This is a genomic window from Weissella cibaria KACC 11862 (assembly GCF_000193635.1).
Taxonomy (GTDB): Bacteria; Bacillota; Bacilli; order Lactobacillales; family Lactobacillaceae; genus Weissella; species Weissella cibaria.
The window spans coordinates 30,724-57,358 of record NZ_AEKT01000019.1 but is presented as its reverse complement, the minus strand read 5'-3'; the positions used below and the strand labels follow the sequence as shown (position 1 = coordinate 57,358).

22 protein-coding genes are annotated in these 26,635 nt (G+C 45.3%); 18 read left to right on the top strand and 4 right to left on the bottom strand.

What is annotated here, in order from left to right:
- The first annotated feature begins 482 nt into the window (after nt 1-482).
- From ESE_RS0103600 to ESE_RS0103590, 3 genes are all read left to right on the top strand, one after another.
- Nucleotides 483-2,216: a septation ring formation regulator EzrA gene (locus ESE_RS0103600; RefSeq protein ID WP_010371356.1), complete on the top strand. Its 1,734-nt coding sequence runs from the start codon at nt 483-485 to the stop codon at nt 2,214-2,216.
- A 143-nt stretch (nt 2,217-2,359) separates the two neighbouring features.
- Entirely contained in the window at nt 2,360-3,073 is a 714-nt protein-coding gene (locus ESE_RS0103595; RefSeq protein WP_010371355.1) for a thiamine phosphate synthase, read from the top strand.
- A 144-nt stretch (nt 3,074-3,217) separates the two neighbouring features.
- Nucleotides 3,218-3,439, top strand: a complete 222-nt coding sequence (locus tag ESE_RS0103590) for a hypothetical protein (RefSeq protein WP_010371354.1) — start codon at nt 3,218-3,220, stop codon at nt 3,437-3,439.
- A 74-nt stretch (nt 3,440-3,513) separates the two neighbouring features.
- Here ESE_RS0103590 and ESE_RS0103585 read toward each other — a convergent pair whose 3' ends face one another.
- Nucleotides 3,514-4,821, bottom strand: a complete 1,308-nt coding sequence (locus ESE_RS0103585; protein WP_010371353.1) for an NCS2 family permease — start codon at nt 4,819-4,821, stop codon at nt 3,514-3,516.
- Nucleotides 4,822-5,066: 245 nt separating this feature from the next.
- On the opposite strand from ESE_RS0103585, the gene ESE_RS0103580 reads away from it, so the two are divergent.
- From ESE_RS0103580 to ESE_RS0103555, 6 genes are all read left to right on the top strand, one after another.
- Nucleotides 5,067-7,649, top strand: a complete 2,583-nt coding sequence (locus tag ESE_RS0103580; protein WP_010371350.1) for a cation-translocating P-type ATPase — start codon at nt 5,067-5,069, stop codon at nt 7,647-7,649.
- Between the two features lie 228 nt (nt 7,650-7,877).
- A complete protein-coding gene (locus ESE_RS0103575; protein ID WP_010371348.1) occupies nt 7,878-9,170 on the top strand; it encodes an adenylosuccinate synthase in 1,293 nt (430 codons plus the stop codon).
- A 3-nt stretch (nt 9,171-9,173) separates the two neighbouring features.
- Nucleotides 9,174-9,710 carry a phosphoribosyltransferase gene (locus ESE_RS0103570; protein WP_010371345.1) on the top strand — a complete coding sequence of 179 codons (537 nt, stop codon included), beginning with the start codon at nt 9,174-9,176 and terminating at the stop codon, nt 9,708-9,710.
- Nucleotides 9,711-10,000: 290 nt separating this feature from the next.
- Nucleotides 10,001-11,374 carry an InlB B-repeat-containing protein gene (locus ESE_RS0103565; protein WP_010371342.1) on the top strand — a complete coding sequence of 458 codons (1,374 nt, stop codon included), beginning with the start codon at nt 10,001-10,003 and terminating at the stop codon, nt 11,372-11,374.
- Nucleotides 11,374-11,718 carry an LPXTG cell wall anchor domain-containing protein gene (locus ESE_RS0103560; protein WP_010371339.1) on the top strand — a complete coding sequence of 115 codons (345 nt, stop codon included), beginning with the start codon at nt 11,374-11,376 and terminating at the stop codon, nt 11,716-11,718. The genes ESE_RS0103565 and ESE_RS0103560 overlap by 1 nt, the downstream gene beginning before the upstream one ends.
- Before the next feature lie 363 nt (nt 11,719-12,081).
- A complete protein-coding gene (locus tag ESE_RS0103555; RefSeq protein WP_010371335.1) occupies nt 12,082-12,726 on the top strand; it encodes a FusB/FusC family EF-G-binding protein in 645 nt (214 codons plus the stop codon).
- Nucleotides 12,727-12,786: 60 nt separating this feature from the next.
- Here ESE_RS0103555 and ESE_RS11825 read toward each other — a convergent pair whose 3' ends face one another.
- Entirely contained in the window at nt 12,787-13,206 is a 420-nt protein-coding gene (locus ESE_RS11825) for an HIRAN domain-containing protein (protein ID WP_010371331.1), read from the bottom strand.
- Entirely contained in the window at nt 13,199-14,014 is an 816-nt protein-coding gene (locus ESE_RS0103545; RefSeq protein ID WP_010371328.1) for a J domain-containing protein, read from the bottom strand. Before ESE_RS0103545 ends, ESE_RS11825 begins: the two co-directional genes overlap by 8 nt.
- Before the next feature lie 282 nt (nt 14,015-14,296).
- On the opposite strand from ESE_RS0103545, the gene ESE_RS11820 reads away from it, so the two are divergent.
- The 7 genes from ESE_RS11820 (at nt 14,297) to ESE_RS0103510 (ending at nt 21,748) form a co-directional block, all read left to right on the top strand.
- Nucleotides 14,297-14,884, top strand: a complete 588-nt coding sequence (locus tag ESE_RS11820; protein WP_158004766.1) for a hypothetical protein — start codon at nt 14,297-14,299, stop codon at nt 14,882-14,884.
- 49 nt (nt 14,885-14,933) lie between these two features.
- Complete coding sequence (locus ESE_RS12265; RefSeq protein ID WP_010371322.1) at nt 14,934-15,092, top strand: hypothetical protein; 159 nt, start codon at nt 14,934-14,936, stop codon at nt 15,090-15,092.
- Between the two features lie 71 nt (nt 15,093-15,163).
- The gene (locus ESE_RS0103530) at nt 15,164-15,607 is read left to right on the top strand and encodes a hypothetical protein (protein WP_010371319.1); all 444 of its coding nucleotides are present in this window, start codon (nt 15,164-15,166) and stop codon (nt 15,605-15,607) included.
- 206 nt (nt 15,608-15,813) lie between these two features.
- Complete coding sequence (locus ESE_RS11370) at nt 15,814-16,638, top strand: NADP-dependent oxidoreductase (protein WP_010371316.1); 825 nt, start codon at nt 15,814-15,816, stop codon at nt 16,636-16,638.
- A 377-nt stretch (nt 16,639-17,015) separates the two neighbouring features.
- On the top strand, nt 17,016-18,638 hold the full coding sequence (locus ESE_RS0103520) for a peptide ABC transporter substrate-binding protein (protein WP_010371313.1): 1,623 nt from the start codon (nt 17,016-17,018) through the stop codon (nt 18,636-18,638).
- 11 nt (nt 18,639-18,649) lie between these two features.
- The gene (locus ESE_RS0103515; protein WP_010371309.1) at nt 18,650-19,816 is read left to right on the top strand and encodes a metal-dependent hydrolase family protein; all 1,167 of its coding nucleotides are present in this window, start codon (nt 18,650-18,652) and stop codon (nt 19,814-19,816) included.
- 75 nt (nt 19,817-19,891) lie between these two features.
- Nucleotides 19,892-21,748, top strand: coding sequence for a hypothetical protein (locus ESE_RS0103510; RefSeq protein WP_010371307.1), 1,857 nt, complete (start codon nt 19,892-19,894; stop codon nt 21,746-21,748).
- Between the two features lie 49 nt (nt 21,749-21,797).
- Here ESE_RS0103510 and ESE_RS0103505 read toward each other — a convergent pair whose 3' ends face one another.
- Complete coding sequence (locus tag ESE_RS0103505) at nt 21,798-22,397, bottom strand: TetR/AcrR family transcriptional regulator (RefSeq protein ID WP_010371305.1); 600 nt, start codon at nt 22,395-22,397, stop codon at nt 21,798-21,800.
- 181 nt (nt 22,398-22,578) lie between these two features.
- Here ESE_RS0103505 and ESE_RS0103500 point away from each other — a divergent pair, with 181 nt between their 5' ends.
- Together ESE_RS0103500 and ESE_RS0103495 are read left to right on the top strand one after the other, a co-directional pair.
- Nucleotides 22,579-23,973 (top strand): MDR family MFS transporter, encoded by a 1,395-nt coding sequence (locus tag ESE_RS0103500; RefSeq protein WP_010371302.1) that lies wholly within the window; start codon nt 22,579-22,581, stop codon nt 23,971-23,973.
- Nucleotides 23,974-24,127: 154 nt separating this feature from the next.
- On the top strand, nt 24,128-26,620 hold the full coding sequence (locus tag ESE_RS0103495) for an ATP-binding cassette domain-containing protein (protein ID WP_010371300.1): 2,493 nt from the start codon (nt 24,128-24,130) through the stop codon (nt 26,618-26,620).
- Nucleotides 26,621-26,635 lie beyond the last annotated feature (15 nt).

Below are 26,635 nucleotides of genomic sequence, written 5' to 3'. Positions count from 1 at the left end.
AACTAGCTTACAAAACGTGAATCTCTTTATTTTTGTCGTAGAAATTAAAGGCGAAGCAAGTTTTTGTTCGTATGCAGTCGGTCGCTCTGTGGATAACTTGTTCATAAGTATGTGGACTGATTGTGGATAAGTTGTGGAAAACACGCGTTCATAAACTCATTGTTTTCTCATAATTTAATGTAGTTATTAACAGGTTATCCACAAAGCAGATGTTTATGAAAAATCCACCTGTGGAAATGTGGGAAAGTTAAATACACAATTTAGCCCATTTTGGTGGATAAATGAGGTCGCGTTTGTAAGCGGTTAATGTTGTCACGCCAATAAACCCTAAATGCGATTAAAAAAGGTTAAAGAACCCCAAGTAAACCCTAAAGCCTGTCTTGTTTTTAGAGTTAATGGTCGTTACCGTGATAATCTAGTAGGTAGATAATTCCCGATAGTAAGGAGTTTGGTGAATAGTGGATTCACCAGGGTGATAAAGCATGACACAGATTGGACATATCGTAATTGGCCTTATCGTTGTAGTAGCGGCCATTTACCTGATTATCTTTGTCTCGCAACGATTGACTGCACGTAAAGTTGCCAAATTACTTCGCAAGAAAGAAAAACTCGCTGAAATTCCAATGCGTGATCGACTTGTGAAGGGACGTCAATTAAGTTTGACTGGCCAATCTTTGAAGCAGTTCCAATTGTTGGAAGGCAAATATGGACACCTAGAAACGACTGGGTTTAAGGATATTGAAGAGCAAGCGAATGCGGTTTTGTTTGAATCACAAGGCTTAAACTTTGTGAAGACGGCGCAAGAGCTGAAAGAGTTGCAACAACAAATTCGTGATGCTGAAACGACTATTGAAGTTGTGAAGCAGGGCTTGGCTGACTTAGAAAAGTTAGATGAGGCGCACAAAGCCGCTGTTAAGGAACTAGAAGGCAAGTACCAAGAGTTGCGTAAGACGCTCTTGTCACAGAACTTCAGTTTTGGACCAGCAATTGATAAACTAGAAGAAATTCTGGGATCGCTGGAAGATGATTTTGCAGAGTTTGCCCGTTTGACTGAAGCGGGTGATCACGCAACAGCAGCTGGGATTTATGAGACGTTGGGGATGGAAACTAACCAACTAGAACAACGTATTGAACAGATTCCGGCGTTGTATCAATCATTGGATGATACGATTCCTGGTCAACTGGCAGAATTACAAGATGCCTACGACAAGATGGACGCAGAAGGGTTCCAGTTTGAAACGGATATTGCAGCTGAACTAGCGGATATCGAAGCCCAACGTGTTGCAACGGTTGATGATTTAGCTGAATTAACCTTGAAAAAGGTGAGTGAGTCAATTGCGCAAATGGAAAGCCGTACAGAAGTGTTGTACGAGACTTTCGAAGGTGAAGCTACGGCTGCGCAACAAGTTTGGGAAAATAACGAGCAGTTGACAGCATATGTGGTGCACAATAAGCGTCAAAATCATGATTTATATATCGAACTAGATCGATTGAATCAAGATTTTGTCTTTACAAAGGACGAAGTTGGGCAAGTGCGTAGCTGGGAGATGCAATTATCAAATGTTTCGGTTGGTTTGGAAGAACTAAAGGAATCGATTGCAAAGCATGAGGTTGTCTTTTCAACTTTGGCTGACAAGCAAACGGCACTTCGTGAAGAATTGGAACGTGTTGAGCATGAGCAGGTTGCCATGTGGCAAGACCTTAAGGAATTGCCAGTTGCTGTGCAACAATCACGTAATCGTGTGACGTTGCTTTCCGATAAAATTCGCCAAATCCAACGGTCATTTGAGCGTCAAGGTTTGCCTGGCTTGCCTAAGGATTACATGGACTTTTTCTTTGCGGTGAACGATGAGCTTGGTCGTTTGAAGCAACAACTTGATTTGTCACGTATCAATGTTGATGATGTTTTGCGTCAATTGAGCATTGTCACGGCTGACTTAGATACATTGCAAGAGAATACCGATAATTTAGTTGAAGCGGCGTCAGTTACGGAACGTTTGGTCCGTAAGGCGTTGTCATATCGAGATAACGCAGAAGTTGTGCAAGCGACGCAACAAGCGCGTTACTACTATGAAACAGATTATGATTATGTGCGGGCAATGACGACACTCGGCAGTGTTTTGGATCAGGTTGAACCTGAGACAACGGCACGAATTATCAACGCCTATCGTCAAGAGCAGGCAACATTGCAAGCCGAATTTTCTGAACAAAATTAAAGACATTGTCCAATCTGAGACGCCTTGTTACGCTTGTTAACAAGGCGTCTTTAATTTTGGATAAGTTCCTTTTTTATTGTAAGTACATAGGTAAACGACTAAACTTAAGGCAATAAATAAAGCAGGCTTCGGAGGCAGAAATCATGGAATTTAAGGCAGAACAATTAGCAAGTACGTTAATCATCGGTTCAGACTACGTTGCAGATGTTGCAGGATTTGCAGATAAGGCAGTGAATGCCGGTGTGACGATGATTATTTTAAATGAAACTCGTTTAGAAGGCGTTGAAAAGCAAAACTTAGCGCAATACATTCGTGACATTACGCGTGCCAAGCAAGTTGCCTTCCTGATTGCTGATGATGTGAAGTTGGCTGAAGCGGTCGCTGCAGATGGTGTGTACGTAAGTGATCGTCACCAAGTTGCTGAAGTTTCGGCAGCAGCTGTGGTGGCAGGTTTGTACACCGGTGTGGCAATTAACAACCGGACAGAATTGTTGGAAGATGTGCCAGCCGGTTTGGCCTTTTACAGTGTTAGCCCGGTTTACCCAAGCGCGCACGTTGATGAGACGCAACCAATTGAACACTTGGCCGGTTTGACGACTGTTGTTCAAAACAGCACGTTGCCAGTTGTTGCGATGGGTGGTATTACAGTGGCCCGCTTGAAGGATATTGTGCGTATGGGGGTTCACGGGGCTGCTGCGGTTGATGCCTTTGTGAATGCTGCGGATTTGGACGCCACAGTCAAAGCGTTCAATGATACGTTTGGCGGTATGACGGTCGACCAAGCATTGGGAAACACCCGCTATGGTTTGGCGATTCCTGGTAAGCACACCAACGCTGTCCAAGGCGAATTACACTAACAAATAATACGAATTTAAAATTAGACCACGCTTTGTTCAAAGTTTGGTCTTTTTTTATTGGCATAATGAAAACAAGATAGGGTATCAAATTAATCATATTTGATATGATGTATATGAAATCTACATTTCACGGGGAAAGAAAATATGACACATAAATTTTTGCTTGAATTGGCTAAGATGATGGATGATCATTTTGATACAACATCAATCGAACGCCTGGTTAGCTATGAAACAACGGGGATGACGGAATCATTGAAGCTGGTGACATCGGTTATTGCGCTGACTGAATTGCGCGATCCAAATTGGTTGGAAGAAGCGAAGCCAGAATTGGTTGCCGCTGTTCAAGAGTTGAAAAGCAATCAGTAGAAAAAGATATTGAGACGTAAGACGTTTAAAAGCCGCCAATCCGGGAGATTGGCGGCTTTTGTGTTGATTAATAATTAATGGGCGACAATAAATAAGAAAATCAAGAAGATAGCTGCCAGTGCGTACATCAGTGGGTGTACCTTACCTGCTCGCTTAGTGGCAATCATCATGATTGGGTACAAGATGAAGCCGAGGGCAATACCATCTGAAATTGAATATGTTAGTGGCATACCAATCACAATCAAGAAAGCCGGTGCAGCGATTGCAAAATCATCCCAATTAATATTACGCAAGTTTTCAGCCATCAACACCCCGACTACAATCAAAGCCGGTGCGGTTACTTGTGAGGTAACAACCGACAAAAGTGGTGAAAATAGTAGGGCAAAAACGAACAGAATACCAGTCGTCACTGACGTCAAACCGGAACGGCCACCAACCGCCATTCCGGCAGAAGACTCAACGTAAGCTGATGTAGGCGACGTTCCCAATACCGCACCAGCTGTCATCCCAATGGCATCGGCCATCAAGGCCTTACCGGCACGAGGCATCTTACCATCCTTCATGAACCCGGCTTGCGTGGCCAGACCAATCATTGTACCGGCGGTGTCAAAGAATGTCACAATCAGGAACGTTAAGACAACGGTAAACAATTGAAATGTATTGATATCTGTAATGTGGTTAATTGACTCACCAAAGGTTGGGGCCAATGATGGGGCTGATGAAATCAAGTGGGATGGCAGATCGATTAAGCCAGAAATAATTCCGACAATTGCCGTAATAACCATCCCAATAAAAATCGCAGCCGGTACGCGCGTGGCAATTAAGATAAAGGTCACGATAATCCCAAAGATTGAGAGTAATGAGGTACCCGATGTTAGGTGCCCCAATGAGACCATTGTTGAGTCATTGGCTACAATCAAGCCAGCGTTAGCTAACCCGATAAAGGCAATGAACAAGCCGATTCCAGCGGCGATGGCGACCTTTAAATCTTGTGGAATCATGTTAATGATAGTTTCACGGATTTTAAAGAACGTGAGCAACAAGAAGATAATAGCAGCGACCAAGACCCCGGCCATTGCTGTTTGCCAAGGAACCTTCATCCCAATGACAACAGAATATGCGAAAAATGCATTAACCCCTAAGCCAGGCGCGATAGCAATTGGATAGCGCGCGACTAGGCCCATGAAAATTGTGGCGATGGCTGTGGCAACACCAGTAGCGGTGAAGACAGCCCCTTTGTCCATACCTGCTGCACCCAAAACGGTTGGGTTAACAAACAAAATGTAGGCCATTGAAACGAAAGTTGTTAAACCGGCAATGATTTCAGTTCGGAAATTAGTCCCGAGCTCATCAAAGCGGAAGTATTTTGCAACAGAATTCATCTGTGCCCCCTTAAATGTAAAAAAATAATAAGTTCTTCCTAACGTTTCATAGTTTAGGGGATTAAGTTTCAAACGTCAACCCAAAAACCGAACAAATTACGTTTCGTAAGTTTTAACATACGTAAAAAACGAACGTTATTTTTCCATTGAGTCATTGTAAGCAAATTTTTTGGCTTCAGTTACGAAAATTGTTAAACTTTAACTAGGTAGCGATATGCCGACAGCAAACAGAGGGGAGCCGACATATGATATATCAAGAAATGTTAACGAAGGTAATTGAAAAATTACAGAGCCAACCCGATTACGGGTTAACGAAAGAACAGGTGGTACAATCCCGCCAAGCAAATGGGGATAACCAGTTTGTTGAACCGCCAAAAGAAGGTTTGATAAAACGGGTGTTACGCAGTCTAAGCGATATTACAACAATTATTTTGATTATCGCTGCCATCATTTCACTAATTACGACGGTCATTCAAGACCATGGCGATTATTTTGAAAGTTTTCTGATTATTGCGATTGTTGTGATCAATTCCGTCTTATCGATTGTGCAAGAGGGCCGGGCTGAAAAAGCGCTTGATTCATTAAAAGGGTTGGAGCGCGAAGAAGCAAAGGTCCGACGTGACGGTGACATACAATTTATTCCGATGACGGATATCGTGGTCGGGGATATTTTGGTACTTGAGAATGGAGTGAAGATTCCAGCGGACGCACGCTTGTTGACGACTGCAGATTTACGGGTGGAAGAATCACCACTGACTGGTGAAAGTCATCCGATTGAGAAGGATGAAGATTTTATCACTGGCGAGGAAGTGCCATTGGGTGATCGTCGGAACATGGTTTACCGTGGCACAACGATTGTGAATGGCCGCGGTGAAGCGTTGGTTGTGGCAACGGGGATGAATACCGAAATGGGTAAAATCGCCAGCTTGCTAGGACGTGAAGAGCGCGAAATGACGCCAATGCAGAAGCGTCTGGCCCAATTAGGCCGTCAATTGACTGTCGTCGCAATTATCGCGGCAATTATTGTGATGATTTTGGGGATTATGCAAGGTGATCCACTGATGGAGCTGTTTATGACAGCTGTATCGCTGGCCGTTGCCGTGGTACCTGAAACCTTGATGGTGATTGTCACAATTACGTTAGCGTTAGGTGTGCAACGGATGGCGGCTCGGCACGCAATTGTGCGTCGACTACCAGCAGTTGAGACGCTGGGTTCGGCGAGTGTGATTGCCTCGGATAAGACGGGAACTTTAACTCAGAATAAAATGAGAGCCCGTCAGGTTTGGGATGCCACGACTGATACAATTATGGCAGTTGATGGGGCTGAGGCATTGCCGGATGCTTTGAAATTCGGGGCATTGTCAACGAACGTTACTGATCAAGACGGCACACTGGCGGGGTTGCCAACTGAGATGGCCTTGGTTGGTGGTATCGGGGGCTATTCAGCATACGAGGCCTTGCAAGCCGAATATCCGAAGGTCTATGAAATTCCATTTAACTCAACGCGTAAGCGCATGACAACCGTTCATCAGGTGGCTGATGGTTATTTGGCGATTACGAAAGGGGCTTTTGATGTGCTGCTCCCCAAGTTGCCACTGGAGTTGCAGGAACGTGCAAAAGCGGTTAATCAAACGTTTGGAGATCAGGCGTTACGTGTGATCACTGTTGCGATTGCAAAGTTATCCACGTTGTCAGCAGAACCAACTGCCGAAGAACTAGAGCAAAACTTGCAACTATTAGGCTTGGTTGGCATTATTGATCCGCCACGTCCCGAATCGGCTCAGGCCGTCGCGGAGGCGCGCGAAGCAGGCATTAAAACGGTCATGATTACCGGGGATCACGTCGCCACAGCGAGTGCAATTGCCAAAGAAATTGGCATTTTGTTGCCAACCGACAAGGCGCTGACCGGGGCTGAATTGCACGATATGTCAGACGCTGAATTGGATGATACTGTGCAAGACTATGCCGTCTACGCCCGTGTGACGCCTGAAGACAAGATTCGCATCGTCAAGGCTTGGCAGAAACGCGGTGATATTGTGGCGATGACCGGTGATGGTGTGAATGATGCACCAGCCTTGAATGCCGCTAACGTCGGGATTGCAATGGGACAAACCGGGACTGATGTTGCCCGTGAAGCGGCTGATATCGTCTTGACTGATGATAATTTCGCAACCATTGTACATGCGGTTGAAGAAGGGCGCGGTATTTATGGCAATATCCGTAAGACAATTAACTTCCTGATGAGTGCCAATATGTCCGAAATTATTGTCATTGTGGTTGCCATGATTTTGGGTTGGGGTAGTCCATTGATGGCCGCCCAGCTATTGTTCATTAATTTGGTGGCCGATGGACTACCAGGCTTTGCGCTTGCTAAGGAACCACCCCATGGTGATGTGATGCGGGATAAGCCAGTTAACCCTCGGGCAAGCGTCTTTGCCCACGGCTTAGGACTTCGCATTGCTTTTAACGCCATTTTGTTTGCGTTGATTACATTAGCAGCGCAGGGATACGGCGTTTACACAGACAATAATTCAGCGGGGCACACCATGGCGTTTATCGTCTTGTCAATTTCATCAATCTTGCACGTCTTTAATATTCGCAGTGATGCTTCGATGTTCCGCGTGAAGTTTTCAGCTAACCGGAGTTTGGTGATGATGGCGCTTCTGTCATTGGTGTTAACTATCTTAGTTGTAACGGTACCCGTGACCCAAGACATCTTCCACTTTATGCCGTTGACGGTTGGTCAATGGCTATTGACGATTATTCTATCGATAATTCCGAATATTATTTGGGAAGTGATTAAGATGAACAATCGTAAAATACAATAACAATCAGGCGATATACTTCGGTATATCGTCTTTTTATTTTAAATAAGTAAGCAGGGTTAATTAAAAAGACGAATAAAAATTATTCAGTGACGACTTATTTAAATAAAAGTCGAACTTTGTGTCGTGAAAGCATTGAAAACAAAAATGTTAGTTGATACAATAGTTTTTGTGATAAAACGTTTTTAAATGTTCGTGTTTTCGCGCATTTAACGCAAAAGGGAGGCCATCATGGCAGGAATCGTAGTAGTTGGTAGTCAATGGGGAGATGAAGGAAAGGGTAAGATCACGAACTTCATCGCACAGGAATCAGACATGGTTGTTCGTTACCAAGGTGGAAACAACGCTGGCCACACGATTTACGTGAATGGACAAAAATTTGAATTATCAGCAATTCCATCAGGAATCTTTAACCCAGCTCGTTTGGCGGTAATTGGTAATGGTTCAGTTGTGAACCCCAAGGCGCTCTTGGAGGAATTACGTGCTATTCAAGATAAAGGTGTTACAACTGACAACCTGCGCATTTCAGACCGCGCGCACGTCATTTTTCCATACCACATTTTGATTGATCAACTAGCCGATGCTAAGAAGGGTGACGGTAAAATTGGTACAACGGGTCGTGGTATTGGGCCAACTTACATGGATAAGGCTGCACGTACAGGAATTCGTGTCGTAGATTTGCTTGATGAAGACGTGCTCCGCGAACGCTTAACAACCGTCTTGGCTGAGAAGAATGAACTTCTTGAGAAGATTTATAACCATGCCCCATTAGATTTGGATGAATTGGTTGCCGAATTCTCGGGTTATGGCGACGCATTACGACCATACATTACAGATACGACGGTTATCGTGAATGAATATTTGGATGCGGATAAGCGAGTGCTTCTTGAAGGGGCGCAAGGCGCAATGCTGGACATTGACCACGGGACGTATCCCTATGTAACATCATCATCACCAGTTGGTGGTGGTGCAACGATTGGTGCCGGTATCGGGCCAACTAAGATTGATCGCGTTGTAGGGGTTGCCAAGGCCTACACATCACGCGTTGGGGATGGCCCATTCCCAACGGAACTGTTTGATGAAGTTGGGGCCACAATTCGTGAAGTTGGTCATGAGTATGGTGTTGTGACCAAGCGACCACGTCGAATTGGTTGGTTGGACACGGTGGTACTACGTCACGCGGCCCGCATTGGTGGTTTCACGCACTTGTCTTTGAATTCATTAGACGTTTTGTCAGGCCTGAAGACGCTTAAGATTGCCGTCGCGTACGAATTAGATGGTCAACGCATTGAACATTATCCAGCGAGTTTGGCGGATGTCCGTCGCGTGACGCCAGTTTATGAAGAGCTACCTGGCTGGGATGAAGACATTACACAAGTTAAGACACGTGAAGAGTTGCCAGCAAATGCGGAAGCTTACTTGAAGCGCGTGGAAGAATTGATTGGAGTGCCACTCTATACCTTTGCGGTTGGGCCATCAAACGAACAAACGATTATTCTATTTGATATCTGGAACGAGGGATAAATCATGCCAACAATGACGTTACAACGGACTGTTTTAGGAACTGAAGAAATTGCGGCAATGGTGGAACGCGTCGCCGCTGAAATCAACGCCGCAACGGCAGACGTTGAGCGTCCTGTATTTGTGGGCGTGATGAAAGGTGCATACATCTGGATGGCTGATTTGCTACGAGCAGTTGGTCGCGATGTTGAAACGGACTACATTGATGTGTCGAGTTATGATGGGAATGCATCGACGGGACGTATTACCATCCAGCGTGATTTGAAAGTCGATTTAACTGGTCGCACGGTCGTTATCCTCGATGAAGTAATCGATTCAGGATTAACATTGCGCTATCTGAAACATGATTTCGAAGAGCGTGGGGCCGCACGGGTTCTGATTGCGGTTGCTGTTGATAAGCGTGAAGATGCCTCAGCTGGTGGTGTGACACCAGACTTTATTGGCGCGAAGGTACCTAACGAGTTCCTCGTCGGGTATGGGATGGACTATAACAACCACCACCGTAATCTACCTTACGTTGCGGTGCTTGAAGTCAAAGATTAAGCGACTAAGATTTTAGAGAAGTAAATTAAGTGAAAGAAACCGCGGTATCATGCGGTTTCAAGGGATAACCCTAACTGGTCAGATCGGCTGGTTAGGGTTATTTTGCATTAGCCAGCAATAATTAATGGATTAATGGGAAATGTGGCTATTTTATGTCTATGTTCGTAGTGTTTGTAAACGTTTCGTGAATTTGGTCTCTTATTTTTGTTTATGAACTTTCCTGGATTTACACTGTCCTTGTATTAACGAACTACAGCTATTTTTTGAACGATTTTAGAAAGGAATTTATCATGACGATTAAGAAGACTGCCATCACGTTGCTTTGCCTTGGTGCCTTGGGCGGAACCGCATATGGTGCAATTGAAGCACCGACAGCCAGTGCGCATATGCATTATCCAATGTTGCGACTTTGCCACAAGCAATCATTTAAGACGATTACTAATAAGCACATCAGTATTAAGGTGCCTAAGTATTTAGTGGCAGATTCATCAAAGCCAATTACTTTCGATACGATGACGCAATTACTTAGTTCGTATAAGTTGAAGGGTGTTGGTGCATATACCATTACCGGACTAGGTAAACCACAAACTTTGCATCCACACGGACCGGCTCTCAACATGGATCAACTAAAGAAAGCACCGAAAGTGACATTGCTTGAAAATGGTAAGAAAGTGACCGGTTATACGGCTAACGTCCAAATTAAATCTGCCTTCTATGGCTTTAACCATCTACGTGGCACGCTAAACATTAAGCTTTTCATTCCAATCCAGCAAACGTCGACAGTTACATTTAACGCCGGTGCTGGCTCCTTCGCGGATGGTGTGTCAACCGCAACGGTCGAAGCGCTTAAGAATGAAACATTGGCTACCGAGAGTTTGCCGGTTGCACCAACCCGTGAAGGTTATACCTTCGTTGGGTGGTCAACGAAGGATAATGGTAATAATTTCGATAAGACAGATGTTACGCAACATGCGATTACTGATAACGTGACCTATTATGCAATCTGGGAAAAGACAACCGGCAACCCTATTCATATTAAGTCAGCGTCTGGCGGGGCCATCAGTATGAGTCAAACACAATTCTCGTTTACTGATACGCTGTATGTACACGTTAATCCAAATAGTGGTCAACATCTAGAAAAGTTGAACTTTACACCAACAAAAGCTGATGGATCAGTACTTACTGAGAATGAGATGCGAGTATTTGGATGGCATCCACAGGATAGTATGGTACAGCCAAAAATCGAATGGATTACAGATACGGAATATAGGGTGACGTTCCCAAACTTTGATGAAAATCGATTTAATAATTTAGTAACTAGTGGGCAAATCCCAGAACATATCGGATTAGCAGTAACACCAACGTTTAACGAACAAAAGGAAACGTACAATGCTCGTATGGCCATGCAATTAGATTATTACAGTATTGATAAGCCGGATGCAAAGCCTGGAGATACTGTGACGGTGACAATTGACCCAAGTAAAATGCCAGCGGCTGATGCTTCTGTATATCCAAATGCTGGAACTTTATCAAGTATGACATTTTCAGCAACTAACACGGATGATGAGGCTATTGTTTACCCAATCGTACGTTTAAATGAAACGACACTGCAATTCACAATGCCGGCTGCGCCTGTTACAATTGGTTGGCAATTGAGCATTTAGTGAAACTAACAGCTACGCAAAATAACCCTAAGACTGGTAAGTCATCTGAAGTGGTTATTGTAACCGTTGGTGGTGAAAGTCGATCAGACATGGCGTCAAGGGTAAATGCTGTTGAAACACAGACAGTTCAAAACGCGCCGGTTGCTAAGCAGGCGGTTTGGGAAACGATCACTGCTGTCGGTGGTGTAATTTTGGGTACAAACAAGCGGTCTGGTAATTTAGAATTGCCGAACACAGGTGTTGATCAAAAGGCTTCATTTGTTCAAACCCTGGTTGGATTGCTATCATTCTTGTTTATCATCGGATTCTTCTTGTTAAAGCGGTCAAAGCGGGAAGAAAAGTAAACGTTTGACCTAATTAAGGAATTTGACCGCAAACAAGTTATTGAATAAGGAAAGTTGCAAGCCGATGAACAGCATTGGGTTGCAACTTTTTTGTCTGAAAAACGCGGGATTGACGTCACACCTGAGGTCTAAATGATTGCAGTGGTGGTGATGGCACGTTTTTCCGGTGTTAAGTCATGCAATCGTGAAATTTGCTTACTTACAATATTTTCTATATACTAATTAAACTATCAAACACGAATGGAGATGATAAAGATGCCAGTATTTGGATCATTATCTGTACGCCGAACGAAAGTTAATTCTCAGTCATAACATCGCAGGCTAGCGTCCGTGCGATGTGTACTCTAAAGTTGGAGCATAAACATGGACAAACAACTACAACCCCACGAATTCGTCGCAATTAAAGAACAAATCATCATCCTGAATAAAGCATTCAATTCAGTTAATGATAAGAATGTAAAAGCTGTTGTTCAGGCTGATGTTGTTGAAACAGTTAAAGGTATTTTGCCAGACAATGAAATTGCAACTGATTTCCTGAATCAATTACCTGAAATTGCAACCTCTAGGCAGCGGGCCGAAAGTGCATTTAAGCAACTGGTGGAATTGGTGACGCCTTTCCCAGAGTTAAGTTCAAACCAACTTGGTAAGCTGTTCAAAAAGGTGAAAAAACTGCCTGAGCCAAAGTGGGAGAACTTAGACCGTCATGAAATGACCTATCTGGGCTGGAATGATAACGGCAGCCAAAAGAAGTACATCGTAGCACCACGCGATGGTAAATTGGTTGGTATCTACGGTGATTTTGATCCGAAGCCATTGAACGGATTGTGTGCAATTTGCCACCAATTAGGGACCGTCTCAATGTTCTTGTCAAAGGTGAAATCACGTGGCGCAGATGGTAATTATACAAAGCGTGGTAATCTAATTTGCCGTGACAGTTCACTTTGCAACGCACAATTGAGCAGTCTTGATCACTTGGCAAGTTTTGTGGAAACAACGTTGGTTAAGTAAACAAATTACTAATGCAAAATCCCCCTAACCAGTAAATTGGTTAGGGGGATTTTTTCATTGCTAATCTTCAAGATAGATATCAATTGAAAGCTCGCCGGCCAGAGAATTATTACCAGCACGGGCTTCAGCAGCAATCTTTTTACCGGCGTCCATCAAACGAGCCACGATATGGTTTTGATTCCGTGGCACCCAACCAATGTGATGTTCAGCTGAATCAAGGACCTTGATGGCGTAGTCGTCAAATTGGTTGGCCTTATCACGACGTAAAATCAGTGCGTTTCCTGGTAACCCAGCAGCGCGGTGGTAGGCCTGGTTTTCCTCTGAGAGATAATAATAGCCGCGCACTTGCACATGAGTTAAGTAAATACGTTCACCAAATAGGTCATCAACTAAGTCTGTGAGAGCGGTTGAATTCGTTTTCAATTCAATTGGTAAGGCTGAACCGCTGTTTAACGGATTTAATTCAAATTTTTCAGTCATGCGGTACCCATCCCATTTGCGCTAAATCTGTCAGCAATTGACTACGTTTCGCCATTAGTCGCGTGGTTTGTTGCTGAATACGTAAGACCTGTTCAGTGATGTAGTTCTCGTCCTGCAAGGCGTCGGCCAAATACATTGGAAAACTGGTCATGATGTGATCAATTTCGGCTTGTAAAGTATCAATTTTACTAGCGAGTTGGTCGCCTTGTTCCTGTAGATCTTCGATAGGCATGACAACTTCATGTTGCTCCGCCACTTGGTTATTCAGTTGCACAATTTCTAAGAGAAGCGCCAGCTCTTGCAACTGGCCAGCTTTATAGGCCGTGACGGCAGCTTGAAACCATTCTCTTTCAACTGCTGTTTGGTCGGGATTGAGGTCTGGGTGCAACAGACGGACGAGTTCCCGATAAATCATTTTTAAGCTTTTTGTATCTTCGACGGAAAGTAGCTTGGCATCCCAAATGTGTTGTGCTCGGCGTAATCGGTCGGCCAATTCTTGCCGTTTGACATCAAGCTGACCGTTTAATAAATTAATTTCAATTTCAATGGCTTCCAAATCAGGAGTCTCACCTTGATTAATTGCTTGTAACATTAATTGGCGTCGTTTCTTCAAAAACTGAACCGTCATGTATAGTTCATAAGCCGTTAATTCGTAACGGCCAATGGTTGCCATATAACGTGCCTCAGTGAAGGGGACTTGGGTCGTTTGCAAATCAGATAATCGAGAATAGGCAGTTGCTAAGGTTAATTTTAAATCTTCAATTCTTGTGATGGCCGCTTCATACGCGGGATGTAAGCGAATGTCCATTAACCGACTCCTTTGGCTAGGTAATAGTTATTATTGTACTGCTTTTGATGGTGGACTGTGCAACATTTTGGATGAGTTGTGTTGGGATGCAATATATTGTTTTAAAAGTGGTATATGTAATTTTTTGTCTAATCAGATGTTGCCTGTTTAATGTTTTGAAAATGAGAGTAGAATTAATTATAAATTAACTGAAAGCTAATTATAGGGATGATAAAGCAAAGTGTAATCGATGAATGGAAAAGGGATTTCGATAGACGTAAGCCACGACAGGTAATCAGTAATTTGTTATCAGCACAGACGTTTCAATATCTTAAAAGCAATGATTTTGCAATTGTAATTGGCCTCATTTCAAATCAGTCTATCTCTTCTGAAAGAGCATGGGCATTGCCGTTTTATTTAGCGGAGAGATTGGATCAAGCTCAGCTAACGCCAGAACTCGTTTTGCAACATGCATCTGACTTGGCAGAAATTATTAGGGAAAAGCCAGCCTTGCATCGTTTTCCGGGTCGAATGGCAGACTATTTTATTGCGGCGGCGAATAGATTTGTTGCGTTAGAGTTACCATTGCGGGGGAACTTTACTAACAAAATGTTTAGTGATTTGCAGAATGAATTAATGGGGTTTAATGGCGTTAGTGTCAAAAAGGCCGGCTTGGGTATTTTGATTCAATCCATTGATTTCGGTCAAAAAATCGTGGCACAGGACAGAAGCTCGGCGTTACTTGATGCACATGTCAATCGGTTTTTAGCACAATATACGGCGACTGAAAAAAATACAATCGCAGATGCAACCGAAATTTTCAGGTTAATTAATCCGGCGAATCCGGCGCTCGTATCAACGTGGATTTGGTCGAAGGATAAGTTCGATTAATTTTGTGCAGTAAACAGTTTTTTGATTATCTGGTATGCAGGGGGCAATTATGGACGAAAAAGATCAAACGGAAATTTATGATTTGTATGAAAGTGTGGGATGGATTGCTTATACAAAGAATCCGGATCGTCTGTGGCAAGCTTTCGCAAATTCACAATATATGACTGAGAAAAATAAGCCGGGGGAAATTGTCGCGTTAATTCGCTAGGTGACTGACCAAGCGACAGTGGTGCTTATTCAGGACTTATTTAAAAAATGTAGATATGGGGGGATAAGAAAATGTTGAAGTCAAATGAGGAAATGCGGCAACAGGTGAAATCAGATGTATTAGACGCACACCAAAATACGGATTGGTATAGTAGTTTTGAAAAGTTATTACCTAAAATAACTTATGCGGATGTTCAGTATCCAAATATACAGAGCGTTGCACTTCAAATTGTCAAAGGACCAGTATCGTCATCTACGACTGATGGCAACAATCAGTCACTCTTTAGGTCTGATCTTAAGTTAGTGTTGACTTATGTGCCTGACAGTAATCAACCAGAACAAGTATCGTTTGTTGAGAATATGCCAGATACGAATACAGATATGACGGATGAAATCATTACTTCTCAATTCGTCAGGCAGTTATTAGGCGAATATATTTTTGGTGGCAGAGTGGGGTTTGCCCGTTTGACGAAAGATACCATTACGCTGCGCGGGATTAAACTAGTAAAAAAGTAACTGACCAGGGCTATCTTGGAGAAAAGGCATGTGAAACGATAAATGCAAAGGACCGACTCGCATAGTTATCATGTGCTGGTTGGTCCTTTTATTAAGGATTGTTATGCGGGCGGGAGGTTAACTTAGTCCGGATTTTGCTAGCCAGAGCTAACGGATAAAGTGGTATAACTAATGTACATACTGGAAGTACGAGGAGGATAACTGTGATGAAGGCAGTTGTTTTACATGAAATTGATAATTTGGATTCTTTGACTGATGATGAGGTACCAGCACCAACAATTGGTCGGGATGAATTGCTTGTTCAAGCTCACGCGCAGGCGGTTGATCCAGTGGATTATAAAATCGCGGCGGGCATGCTGGGAAGTGAAACACCACTTATCCTTGGCTCAACGGTGGCCGGAGAAGTGATTGCCGTTGGTGAAGCGGTGACCGATTTCAAAGTTGGTGATCGCATTGCCGCCCAAGTTCGGGGTGGCGCTAACTACGCCGAACAGGTCGCTGTCCCCACACATTTTGCAGCCATCATTCCTGCAAACGTGAGTTACGTTGACGCAGCTTCCGTCGTTTTGGGTGGTCAGACAGCCTTACAAGCCATTAATCGTGGCCTTAACGTATCTGCCGGCCAGAAGGTTTTGATTCATGGTGGTTCTGGGGCGGTGGGTTACGTGGCCGTACAATTGGCCATCGCCGCTGGTGCTGAAGTAGCGACAACCGCTTCTGGTTGGGGCGCTGAAATGTTACGGCAACAGTTCCCAAACGTGCAGGTGTTTGATTATCGGGCAGATGATTTCACGACGAGTTTACACGATTTTGATGGCGTTCTTGATACGGTGGGAGCAGATCAGGTGTTGGCCGATTCATACAAAATTTTGAAGCCAAGTGGTAAGTTGGCATCTGTTGTGGCTCGCCAATCTGATGATTCCCGTTTTGTACGCTTGATTAATAAGCCAGAGGGGGCTAACCTGCAGGTCTATTTAGTAAGTTGGCAGACGGCACCTTGCGAACGGTTATTGACAGTACGTTGCCTTTAAATGCGGAAAACGTCAGAATCGCGTACGCCAAAATTAAGGCTGGTGGATTACACGGTAAGCTTGTGTTCACAGATTAGATTTTAAAATTAGATAATTCTAATCAAACTATTGATTTTTTAATCTCAGTGATTTAAAGTATGACACATACACAAAAAGGAGGCAGTGCACATGACAACTGCAAACATGACAATTTCATTCACTGCTTTCTCAACTATCGCGTGGTGGCGCCGGCGATAGTTGGCTTTTTGTGCGGCTGGCTATCGAATTGATCGATTGATAGCTAGCCGGGATAATACGAGAAATGTGTTGAACGGCTTTAACGATGTTGATGAACATCGTTAGGCCGTTTTTTATTTGCAATCACAGAGGATGAAGACATGATGAAACTAAGACGTAACGTAGGGCTGTTGGCATTAACGCCAGTACTTTTGATTGGCGCAACGGCGCGTGAAGCAATGGCTACGAAAGTTGGTCAACCAGTTAACTGGACGGTGAGTGCGCCGTTAACGACGACTAATCCGTCGGCTGCCAACGATGCGACCGCAGCGGACATTGTGACGCAAATTGGGCAGGGGTTATATCGTTACGATAAGGCAGGGAAACCAGTTTTGGCGGATGCTAAGTCAGTGGTGACATCGGCGGATGGCCGAACAGTCACGTTTAAATTGAAAGCGGGGTTACGTTGGTCGAATGGTGCTAAGTTAACGGCGGCGGATTATGTATATGGGTTTCAGCAAACCGTTAATCCCCGTAACGCTTCAAATAGTGCCACAATTGCAAAAAATATTCATGGCGCGAATGCATTAGTTACTGGGGCAAGTCAAGATTTTGCATCGTTGGGTGTTAAGGCGTTGAACGAGGACACGCTACAGTTACAACTCGATCATCCAATGCCAGCATTGCCCAGTATTCTGACAAGTACCGCTTTTTTTCCACAAAACAAAGCCTTTGAAGATAGGGTGGGGGCTAAATATGGCACGTCAGCCGCCAATTCGATCTCTAATGGGCCATTTGTCCTGCAGCAATGGAATGGGTCGAACACGACCTACGCCCTAACGAAAAATGATCACTATGTTGACCAAAAACAAGTTCGCACGCAGAAAATTACCATTCGCACGATAAAGGATACAACAACCGGCTATAACTTATATCAAGCTGGGGATGTTGATTATACAGTCTTGGGGGCTGATCAAGTGCGAGCCAGTCAACACAAAGCAGATTTTCAGGTTATCAAAACAGGCCGCACGGATTTCATTGGCTTGAATCAGCAGAATAAGTTGCTACAAAACCGGGCCTTACGCAAGGCGTTACAACTAAGCATTAATCGCACTGAATTAAGTAAACGCGTTTTGACTGGTTCTGAGCGACAAGGCCAGACGTTTACCCCGGATGGCGTTGCCCGTAATCCTAAAACGGCGCGTGATTTTGCCAAGGACGCATCACTGTCACAAAATACGGTTTCAGCGAAACAAGCGCAAAAGTTCTTTAGAACGGCGCAAAAAGAATTGGCCGGTCAACAACTTAAGTTGACCTTGCTTTCCGACGACGATGATCAGTCGAAGAAGGAAGCGCAATATATCCAATCACAATTAACAACCCAGTTACCAGCATTAAAAGTGACGATAAAGTCTGAGCCCAAGGCAGCCCGTGTAAAAGCGCAGTTATCACAAAACTACGATATGGTGTTGACGTCATGGGGTGGCGATTATGGTGATCCAATGAGCTTTTTGAATTTATTTACCACAACCTCAGGGCTGAATATTGTGAAATACCAAAATGCGGCTTATGACAAATTATTGGCGACTGCTGACAACCAACATGCAGACCAACCTGAACAACGTTATACGGATTTGAAAAAAGCGGATGGGTATTTACAGCGTGATGCGCCGGTCATTGTGTTGGGCTATAAATCATTGCCAACCTTACAACGGACGACGGTTAGTGGGGTGATTCAAAATCCAGTTGGCACACTTGACTTAAAGTCGGTTTACAAGAAATAGGAGATTAGCAAATGGCAATTATTACATATACAGACGGTGCTATTTTTCAAGCGGGGCAGTTTGTTGCCCAATCATTTACGGTGGATACGACACAGGGTGTGTTTGTGACACCAGACACACCGGCCGATGAAACAGTATCTTTGGCCGGTCAGTACGTGGTACCGGGTTTAATCAATGCGCACACGCATGTGACGGATTTGGTCGCTGCAGACCAATCACCTGCGCTGACGAACATGACGGAGGCGGAAGTAACCGTCTTTGCCCAAAAGAATCTACGAGATCTACTGCTAGATGGGGTCACCACGATTCGAAATGTTGGTAGCTTTGCCAACATCGATTTGTCGTTAGCGCGACTTGAACAACTAGGGACGATTACTGCCCCGTTGATTGTTGGCAGTGGTCCCGCGTTGACGATGACTGGTGGCCATGGGTCAGCGGGAATTGCCCGCGAAGTGGATGGCCCGGACGAGGTGCGCCGTGCGACTCGTCAGTTACTTAAAGCTGGTGCAACCGCAATTAAGGTGATGGCCACTGGTGGTGTGACCAGTCGTGATGGCGAGCAACCAGACCAGGTGCAACTAAGCGTGGCAGAAATGGCTGCTGCCGTAGCAGAAGCGCATCATCGAAATGTCCCAGTTGCAGCCCATGCCCAGGGCAATCAAGGTATCAAAAACGCCATCTTAGCTGGTGTTGATTCAATCGAACATGCGATTTTTCTTGATGACGAAGCGATTGAACAATTGTTAGCCGCTGACATTGCAGTGGTGCCGACATTTGGCGCCCCACACGCGATCGATCAACATCCAGAAGCGGTGCCAGCTTGGATGTATCAGAAGAATAAGGCTGTGATTGCGAGTCATCAGCAGAGCATTGCGCGGGCAATTTCGGCGGGGGTTCGACTGGTTATGGGAACGGATGCGGGCACTCCGTTTAATGATTTTCGTCATGGATCAACGCAGGAACTTGCTTATATGGTTGCTGCCGGTCAGACGCCAGCTGAAGCGTTACTGTCGGCCACACAAAATGCTGCTGAATTATTGCGGGTTGCCGACAAGGTTGGCAGCATTACCGTTGGCAAGCAAGCTGACTTTATTATCGTAACGGCTAATCCATTAACCGACATCACTGTGTTAACTGGTCAAAAGACAGTTTATCGAAAGGGGCAAGCCGTCAACTGATTTCGCCTGTTTGATTGGTCACTGGTGTATAATTCAAACCAATAAAGAACAAGTCATAAGGAGATCAGTAACATCATGCAACTCAAACTAGATCAAGATGGTTTTATTGACGAATCACTTGTGGATGAGGTGCGCGCAGGATTGTCCACGGCCGGTAATGCGGTTGGGCCAGTTAATCAGCGCACGCTGAAGCGTAATCGCCAACAATTCCGGGAATTGTCAGCGGCGTTTGCCAAGCAGACCGAGTGGGCGGATGCGCAAAAGATGAGTGCGGCCATTTTGGATGATATTTATTTGGTGACGAATAAGCCAACGATTGCGTGGGGCATTGATGATGTCTTGCTTGGACTGACGTTTACCATCGGTTCACACGAGCAATTCCAAGGACTAGATGATGCAACCATCATTGGCATGACAGCAGATTTGCTCGAATCCTTAATGTACAGTGGTATGGTGCAACCAGATTTACCCGCAGCCGTGACTGACGATTGGGTTCGCGATGAATTAGTGGCCTATCGAAAAGAGTTGGCGAACCAGATGGTGGCGACAGATGATCCTGATGAGGTACGACCTAATCGCGCCATCGCACCGTTGATGGCGAACGTAGCCACCAATGCAACTTTTCAAGCATTGTCTGCCGACGTCCAACGCGATATGACAGATACCTTGTTGCCATTGTTTATTGGTATGATGCAGAAAATTGCCCATGAACCAGTTGGCAAGTGGACGACGGTTGGCTTGAAGCGGATTTTATTTAACTATTTTGTGCCAACCGTTGTGTTAACACCTGACCAGATAAACGCCTTGCCAGATGCGTTAACAGCATTGATTGCGTCGACGCCGGTTGTGGCGGTTGATGCAACTGACTTTGCCGGTACTGTCCAACAATTAGCTTGGCAGTTCGAGCATGAAGCGACCTATCCCGGGTACTTTTCGGCGGATAAGCGTGTTGCGACTGCTGCAATGGCGGTTGGGATTAATTTGAATGATAAAGATGCCTTGGATGTCTTTGCAGATGAATACTGGGACAGCAAGGCAGGTCAAGAAAAGTTTGTCTCGGTTGGCCGTGGTTTTGGCGGCTTGTGGGATTACTTGGAAAATGAGCGCTTCTTCCAGCAACTGAAGTTAAAGGATCAAGATGCACGCTTGTTTTACCAATATATGGAGCCGTTCTTTTTGAAGAGTTTGGATCCAGATTGGCAAGCCGACTATGATTTTAGTCACTGGCAAGCGACATTGGCGCACAACCCGCAGTTAGCTGTGTTAGATGCGTTGTATGGGCAAACAAAGGCTCAGATGGTTAAGAACATTGCAACGTCATTTGTGTATGAACCCGAGCGCGAGGCGCAACGGCACGTACAAGTTTGGATGCAACAGGTGAATGATGTATTAGGTCCGGTCCTGCAGGGTGATGAGCAGGGACACGTAGCTTTCGCTGATCAATTGCGTTTGCAACAAATTGTGCGTGATCAGGCGCCGGTACCAGAACTTAAAAAGTTGCCGGTTTTGATGAGTACGCCGTCAGCTGATTTGCGTGAAATGAATCATGCGCAAGTCACGATTTTTATCGAGAAGCTGCAAATGCAACTCGGTGACCTACTGGCAACGGATCAGTTACGCTGGACTGAAACGATGTTAGGCGACTTGATGGAAACCGCCGGTGGTCAGTGGCAGCAAGCCATCACGGCGCTGACTGATGATAATTTCGTAATGCTGATTGAAAGTGAATTATTTGGTCGCTACACAATGCGTCAAGCGTACTTTGCTTTGCAATTATTAATTGCCTACTTAGATAATGCTCGGGCACTGGGTGAACTGACGAAAGACCGCTTTGACGAACTGGTTGACCTGATCAAAGTAGCCCAAGACCAGCATGTGGCGTCATATTTGAGCCACATTATGGATCGAATTGAATTGATAAAGCCGTTGTAATGGCAAAAATCCCGTGTTAGCTTGTTTTTGGCTAACACGGGATTTTTAATTAGGCATGTGGTTGCTGTTGCATAATTGCGGGCAAGACGATTTCATCAACGACTTCAGCGATAAAATCATCGGTAATCGGCTCGTCACTAATTAAAAAGCGATAGCGAAGTAGCTCAAATGGCATTAACTTCACCAAGTCCGTGGTGGTGTTATTGATTTCGCCGTTCAGTTGCGCCTTTGATAAGATGCGCTCCATGATGAAGAGGTTTGATTGTTTCAGTTGGGCCAGAAAAGTGGTGACATCCTGATTGTCTTCTTTGCTGACTTCTCCCAAAATAGCGCGATTGTAGGTGCGCCCCATAATATCGGCCGAGTGCTTGTAGCGTGTTAACATCGCAATTAAGTCCCCCCGTAGTGAGCCGGTATTAAAATCAGCGTCAACCAAAGTCCCTTGGACTTCGTGCGCCTTGGCTTGAATTGCCTCGGTCATTAGGGCGAACGGTGAAGACCAGCGCCGGTAGAGCACAGTCCGAGAAGTCCCAGATTCACGTGCAATCCGGGCGAAAGTGACGGCTTGATAACCTTCAGCCGCCATAATGTCGCGGGTCACAGTAAAAATAACGTTGGTGAGGTCATCCCCAGTTTTACGTGTTGCCATAGCAAATTACCATCCTTCCAAAGCGCTTGTATGCCTTTATTTTACACGACTATCAATCAATAAGATACATGTTGTATCTAAAATGCTTGCGTTTTTAAAATCGCACGTTTATAATACTTTTTGTCCGATAGGTACACGGTGTACCTTAAAAAGAAACAAAGTGTAAAAGAAGGTAAATGAAATGGACGAGAAGAAAACGACAGCATTGCCAAAGCATGTCGTGAACATGGCGTGGGTATTAGTGCTCGGTGCGTTTGCGCCGATGCTTGATGCAACGATGGTGAACATCGCGGTGAATGACTTGGCGCGTGATTTTGGAGCCAGTCTCTCAACAATCCAGTGGGTGATTACGGGGTATGTCCTAGCGACAGCGGTTGCGGTACCGTTTGCCGGTTGGTTGGTCAACCGGTTTAGTGGCAAGTGGGTATTTTTAGCAGCCGAAATTGCGTTTGGCGTATTCTCGTTGGCTTCTGCCTTGGCTTGGAACATCGATAGTTTAATTGTGTTCCGTTTGTTCCAAGGCGCAGCCGCTGGTATGCTGACGCCATTGTTGACGACGCTGTTAGTGGACCTGGCTGGTAGTGCAGCGATGGGCCGGTTGATGGCTGTGGTTGGGTTGCCAATTGTGTTAGGACCGATTTTGGGGCCAGTTATCGGCGGTATCGTCTTGGAGTATGCGTCATGGCGCTGGATTTTCTACATCAATGTGCCAATTGTCATTTTGGCAACAATTTTGATTGCTTGGAAATTACCAACATTTGAAGCAAAGAATCGTCAGGCTCGCTTTGATGTTGTCGGGGTGACGTTGCTTGCTGCAATTTCATCAACCATTATTTATGGTATCGTGCAAGCTAGTACAAAGGGTGACTTTACGAATGCCACCACAGTCGCTTATGTGCTGGCCGGAGTTGCTTTGATGGTGGTCTACGGCGTGTATGCGCATTTCAAGGGTGAGCATGCGATCTTGCCAATTCGTCTCTTCACGCGTAAGAACTTTACTGCCGCTATGGTCGGCATGGTGGTTGGTGGGGTTGCAACCAACGGGGCGATGTTGCTATTGCCATTGTTCTTCCAAAACTTACGTGGTGATTCAGTGATTGTCGCTGGTCTTTCATTGATTCCACAGGGCGTTGGTATGCTTGTTGCGCGACCAATTGTTGGTAAGTTGATTGATCGCATCGGCGCCCGTTACGTGACGATTGTAAGTTTGGCAATTACGCTGGTCGGCACGATACCGTTCGCTTACTTTGATGGTAAGACGGCCTATTGGTTGGTTGCGGTTATCTTATTTGTACGCGGTATTGGTGCGGGTGGCATCTTATCACCTTTGATGACAGATGCCTTTGTCGGTGGCGATAAGCGCGATTCGGGTGCGATTTCTGTCGCGTCGCGCACGTTCCAAAATATTGGTGGTGCATTTGGTTCAGCTGTGATTGCAACAATTGTCGCTGGTTATATGACGACGCACACCAGTATTGCCGCCGGTTACCAAACAGGATTCGCCTGGACGGCCGGCCTGTCATTGTTGATTATCATGCCAGCGGTGTTCTTAACTAATCGCTTATCTAAAAACTAATCATGAAAAGAGCGTGAGACGAAAGACGCTTTTGAGGCTGAGACAGAGACTTCTGTCCCAGCCTCTTTTTGCATAGTTTCGGCTCAGTAGATTCTGGATCACGTGATACAATGAGCATATAAAAAATAAGTAATTAATCATGTGGGGGATGAACATGGCATTTTCGATTGAAGTACGTGGGGCGAAAACAAATAACCTAAAAAATATTGATGTTGATATTCCATTGGGGAAAATGACTGGGATTACCGGGCGGAGTGGTTCTGGTAAAAGTTCACTTGCGATGGGGACGTTATACGGCGAGGGGATGCGCCGGTATCTTAATGCACTATCAACGTATACACGACGCCGTATTAGTCAATCAAATCAGGCTGATGTGACGTCAATCCGACATTTGCCATCCGCCTTAGCGTTACGCCAACGGCCGCAAGTACCGGATATTCGGTCAACAGTCGGGACCATGACAGAGGCGTTAAATGTGTTGCGCTTGATGTTTTCACGACTCGGTTCAATGGTCTGTCCGAATGGTCACCGCATTGGTCCGACCCTAGCGGTAGCGATGGATGCTGATATGACAGGAATGGACTGTCCAGTCTGTGGCGTGCATTTCATGCCATATGGGGCAGAAGATTTTGCGTTTAACTCAGCTGGTGCCTGCCCAACTTGCCAAGGAACGGGGGAAGTGCGAGAAATCAATCCAGCGTTGTTGATTAATGAGGAATTGACGATTCGCGATGGCGCCGTGAACGCTTGGCGGACACCAGGCCGTACATTCATGCCCTTGGTAGCGGAAGCAGCGGGTATCAATATTGATGTGCCCTACAAAGATTTACCCAAAGAGCAGCAAGACCAGGTCCTCCACGGTGATCGACAGGAATATGAAATTAACATTCCAAGTAAGAGTGGTAAGGTGTTTCACATGGACCACGCAGTCTTTGAGAATGCCTATAATGCAATTGCAGATAGTATGAAAAGCAGTACCAATGAGCGCACGATTAAGCGGTTGAATCAGTTTTATACCTTTCAAACCTGCCCAACTTGCCATGGAACTCGGTTTAATCCGGCGTTGCTGAGCCAACACTTGCGCGATAAAAATATTGCGGAATTGTCGGATTATACGATTGAAGATTTGGTAACTTTTGCCCGCGAGTTAACCACCACATTGCCGATCGACATGCAAAAAATGGGGCAAAAGTTGGTCGATGAATTATTGGAATTACTGGATGCCCCAACACAACTGGGCTTATATTATCTGACGCTTTCACGGGCCGGTAACACCTTATCAACTGGTGAATTGCAGCGTATTCAATTAGGCCGGACGATTCGCAATGAAACGACGGGCGTTCTGTACGTACTTGATGAACCGACTGTTGGGCTGCACCCAGAAAACGTGACTGGTCTACTTCGGATATTTAAGACACTGCTTGAACAAGGCAATACACTGGTGGTGGTTGATCACGATATGGAAGTGATCGGCGCGAGCGATTATGTCATCGAGATTGGACCAGGATCTGGTGAACATGGCGGTGAAGTTATTTTCGCTGGCGATGTGGCCGCTGCTAAACAATCGGCGACCTTGGTGGCGCCATATTTGAATGGTCAGGCGCAAGCGCAGACGCGTACACTAGCACCAAGTGAGACACTATTTGATGAAGGTAGCATCGAGATTGCCGTCACGCAGAAAAATAATTTACATGACGTTACTGCCCGCTTCCCAAAGAATCGTTTAACCAGTGTGACGGGGATGAGTGGCGCCGGCAAGACGACGTTAATCCTGGATTTGCTGGCCCCTGGTATTGTGGCTCAAAATGAGGGACGCGCGTTACCAGATGGTACTCAGGCCTTAGATAACAGTGGCGTGCAGACAGTTGTGATGGTTGATTCTGTACCAGTCGGCAAGAATGCCCGTTCAACAGTTGCGACGTACACAAATATTTTGGATAACTTGCGTAAAATGTATGCGGCCTTACCGGCGGCTAAGGAACGGCAATTCACGGCAAGTGATTTTTCGTATAACGCGGCTGGGGCTTGTCCAACGTGTGGCGGAGTCGGCCAAATCACGATGGACGTGCAGTATTTACCTGACGTGACTGAAGTGTGCCCAACTTGTTTAGGTACCCGCTATCGATCAGACGTGCTTGATGTTAAGTGGCATGACTACACGATTGCTGATTTGTTGGCCTTATCCGTAACGGAAGCCCTAACAGTTTTCCAAGATGAACCGAAAATTTTGAAGACGTTGACCGCCTTATCAGAATTGGGCTTGGACTATTTGACGTTGGGTGAAAGTACGCCTGAACTATCTGGTGGCGAGGCCCAACGTTTGAAGCTGGTCACGCAGATTCATCAGAAGCAGGAAACCAGTCTGTTTATTTTTGATGAGCCATCAGTGGGGTTGCATCCCCTCGATATTGAAAATTTGTTGCACGTGTTCGACTTGCTGTTAAAGCGCGGGGCGACGATTATTACGATTGAACATGACTTGGAGGTCATCGCTAACTCAGATTGGATTGTTGATTTGGGGCCTGGCGGTGGCACACATGGTGGCCAGATTGTGGGCAGTGGCACGCCAACTGATTTAGCAGTCAGTCCTGAGAGTGTGACCGGTCACTATTTGCAGGCGTATTTGGCAAAATATCAGCAAGCCTGACTTTTTTCAGCCCAC

Bases quoted from the DNA above. Each gene is read 5' to 3' on its own strand.
- ESE_RS0103600 (WP_010371356.1), top strand. From the start codon at position 483: ATGACACAGATTGGACATATCGTAATTGGCCTTATCGTTGTAGTAGCG.
- ESE_RS0103595 (WP_010371355.1), top strand. From the start codon at position 2,360: ATGGAATTTAAGGCAGAACAATTAGCAAGTACGTTAATCATCGGTTCA.
- ESE_RS0103590 (WP_010371354.1), top strand. From the start codon at position 3,218: ATGACACATAAATTTTTGCTTGAATTGGCTAAGATGATGGATGATCAT.
- ESE_RS0103585 (WP_010371353.1), bottom strand. From the start codon at position 4,821: ATGAATTCTGTTGCAAAATACTTCCGCTTTGATGAGCTCGGGACTAAT.
- ESE_RS0103580 (WP_010371350.1), top strand. From the start codon at position 5,067: ATGATATATCAAGAAATGTTAACGAAGGTAATTGAAAAATTACAGAGC.
- ESE_RS0103575 (WP_010371348.1), top strand. From the start codon at position 7,878: ATGGCAGGAATCGTAGTAGTTGGTAGTCAATGGGGAGATGAAGGAAAG.
- ESE_RS0103570 (WP_010371345.1), top strand. From the start codon at position 9,174: ATGCCAACAATGACGTTACAACGGACTGTTTTAGGAACTGAAGAAATT.
- ESE_RS0103565 (WP_010371342.1), top strand. From the start codon at position 10,001: ATGACGATTAAGAAGACTGCCATCACGTTGCTTTGCCTTGGTGCCTTG.
- ESE_RS0103555 (WP_010371335.1), top strand. From the start codon at position 12,082: ATGGACAAACAACTACAACCCCACGAATTCGTCGCAATTAAAGAACAA.
- ESE_RS11825 (WP_010371331.1), bottom strand. From the start codon at position 13,206: ATGACTGAAAAATTTGAATTAAATCCGTTAAACAGCGGTTCAGCCTTA.
- ESE_RS0103545 (WP_010371328.1), bottom strand. From the start codon at position 14,014: ATGGACATTCGCTTACATCCCGCGTATGAAGCGGCCATCACAAGAATT.
- ESE_RS12265 (WP_010371322.1), top strand. From the start codon at position 14,934: ATGGACGAAAAAGATCAAACGGAAATTTATGATTTGTATGAAAGTGTG.
- ESE_RS0103530 (WP_010371319.1), top strand. From the start codon at position 15,164: ATGTTGAAGTCAAATGAGGAAATGCGGCAACAGGTGAAATCAGATGTA.
- ESE_RS11370 (WP_010371316.1), top strand. From the start codon at position 15,814: ATGAAGGCAGTTGTTTTACATGAAATTGATAATTTGGATTCTTTGACT.
- ESE_RS0103520 (WP_010371313.1), top strand. From the start codon at position 17,016: ATGATGAAACTAAGACGTAACGTAGGGCTGTTGGCATTAACGCCAGTA.
- ESE_RS0103515 (WP_010371309.1), top strand. From the start codon at position 18,650: ATGGCAATTATTACATATACAGACGGTGCTATTTTTCAAGCGGGGCAG.
- ESE_RS0103510 (WP_010371307.1), top strand. From the start codon at position 19,892: ATGCAACTCAAACTAGATCAAGATGGTTTTATTGACGAATCACTTGTG.
- ESE_RS0103505 (WP_010371305.1), bottom strand. From the start codon at position 22,397: ATGGCAACACGTAAAACTGGGGATGACCTCACCAACGTTATTTTTACT.
- ESE_RS0103500 (WP_010371302.1), top strand. From the start codon at position 22,579: ATGGACGAGAAGAAAACGACAGCATTGCCAAAGCATGTCGTGAACATG.
- ESE_RS0103495 (WP_010371300.1), top strand. From the start codon at position 24,128: ATGGCATTTTCGATTGAAGTACGTGGGGCGAAAACAAATAACCTAAAA.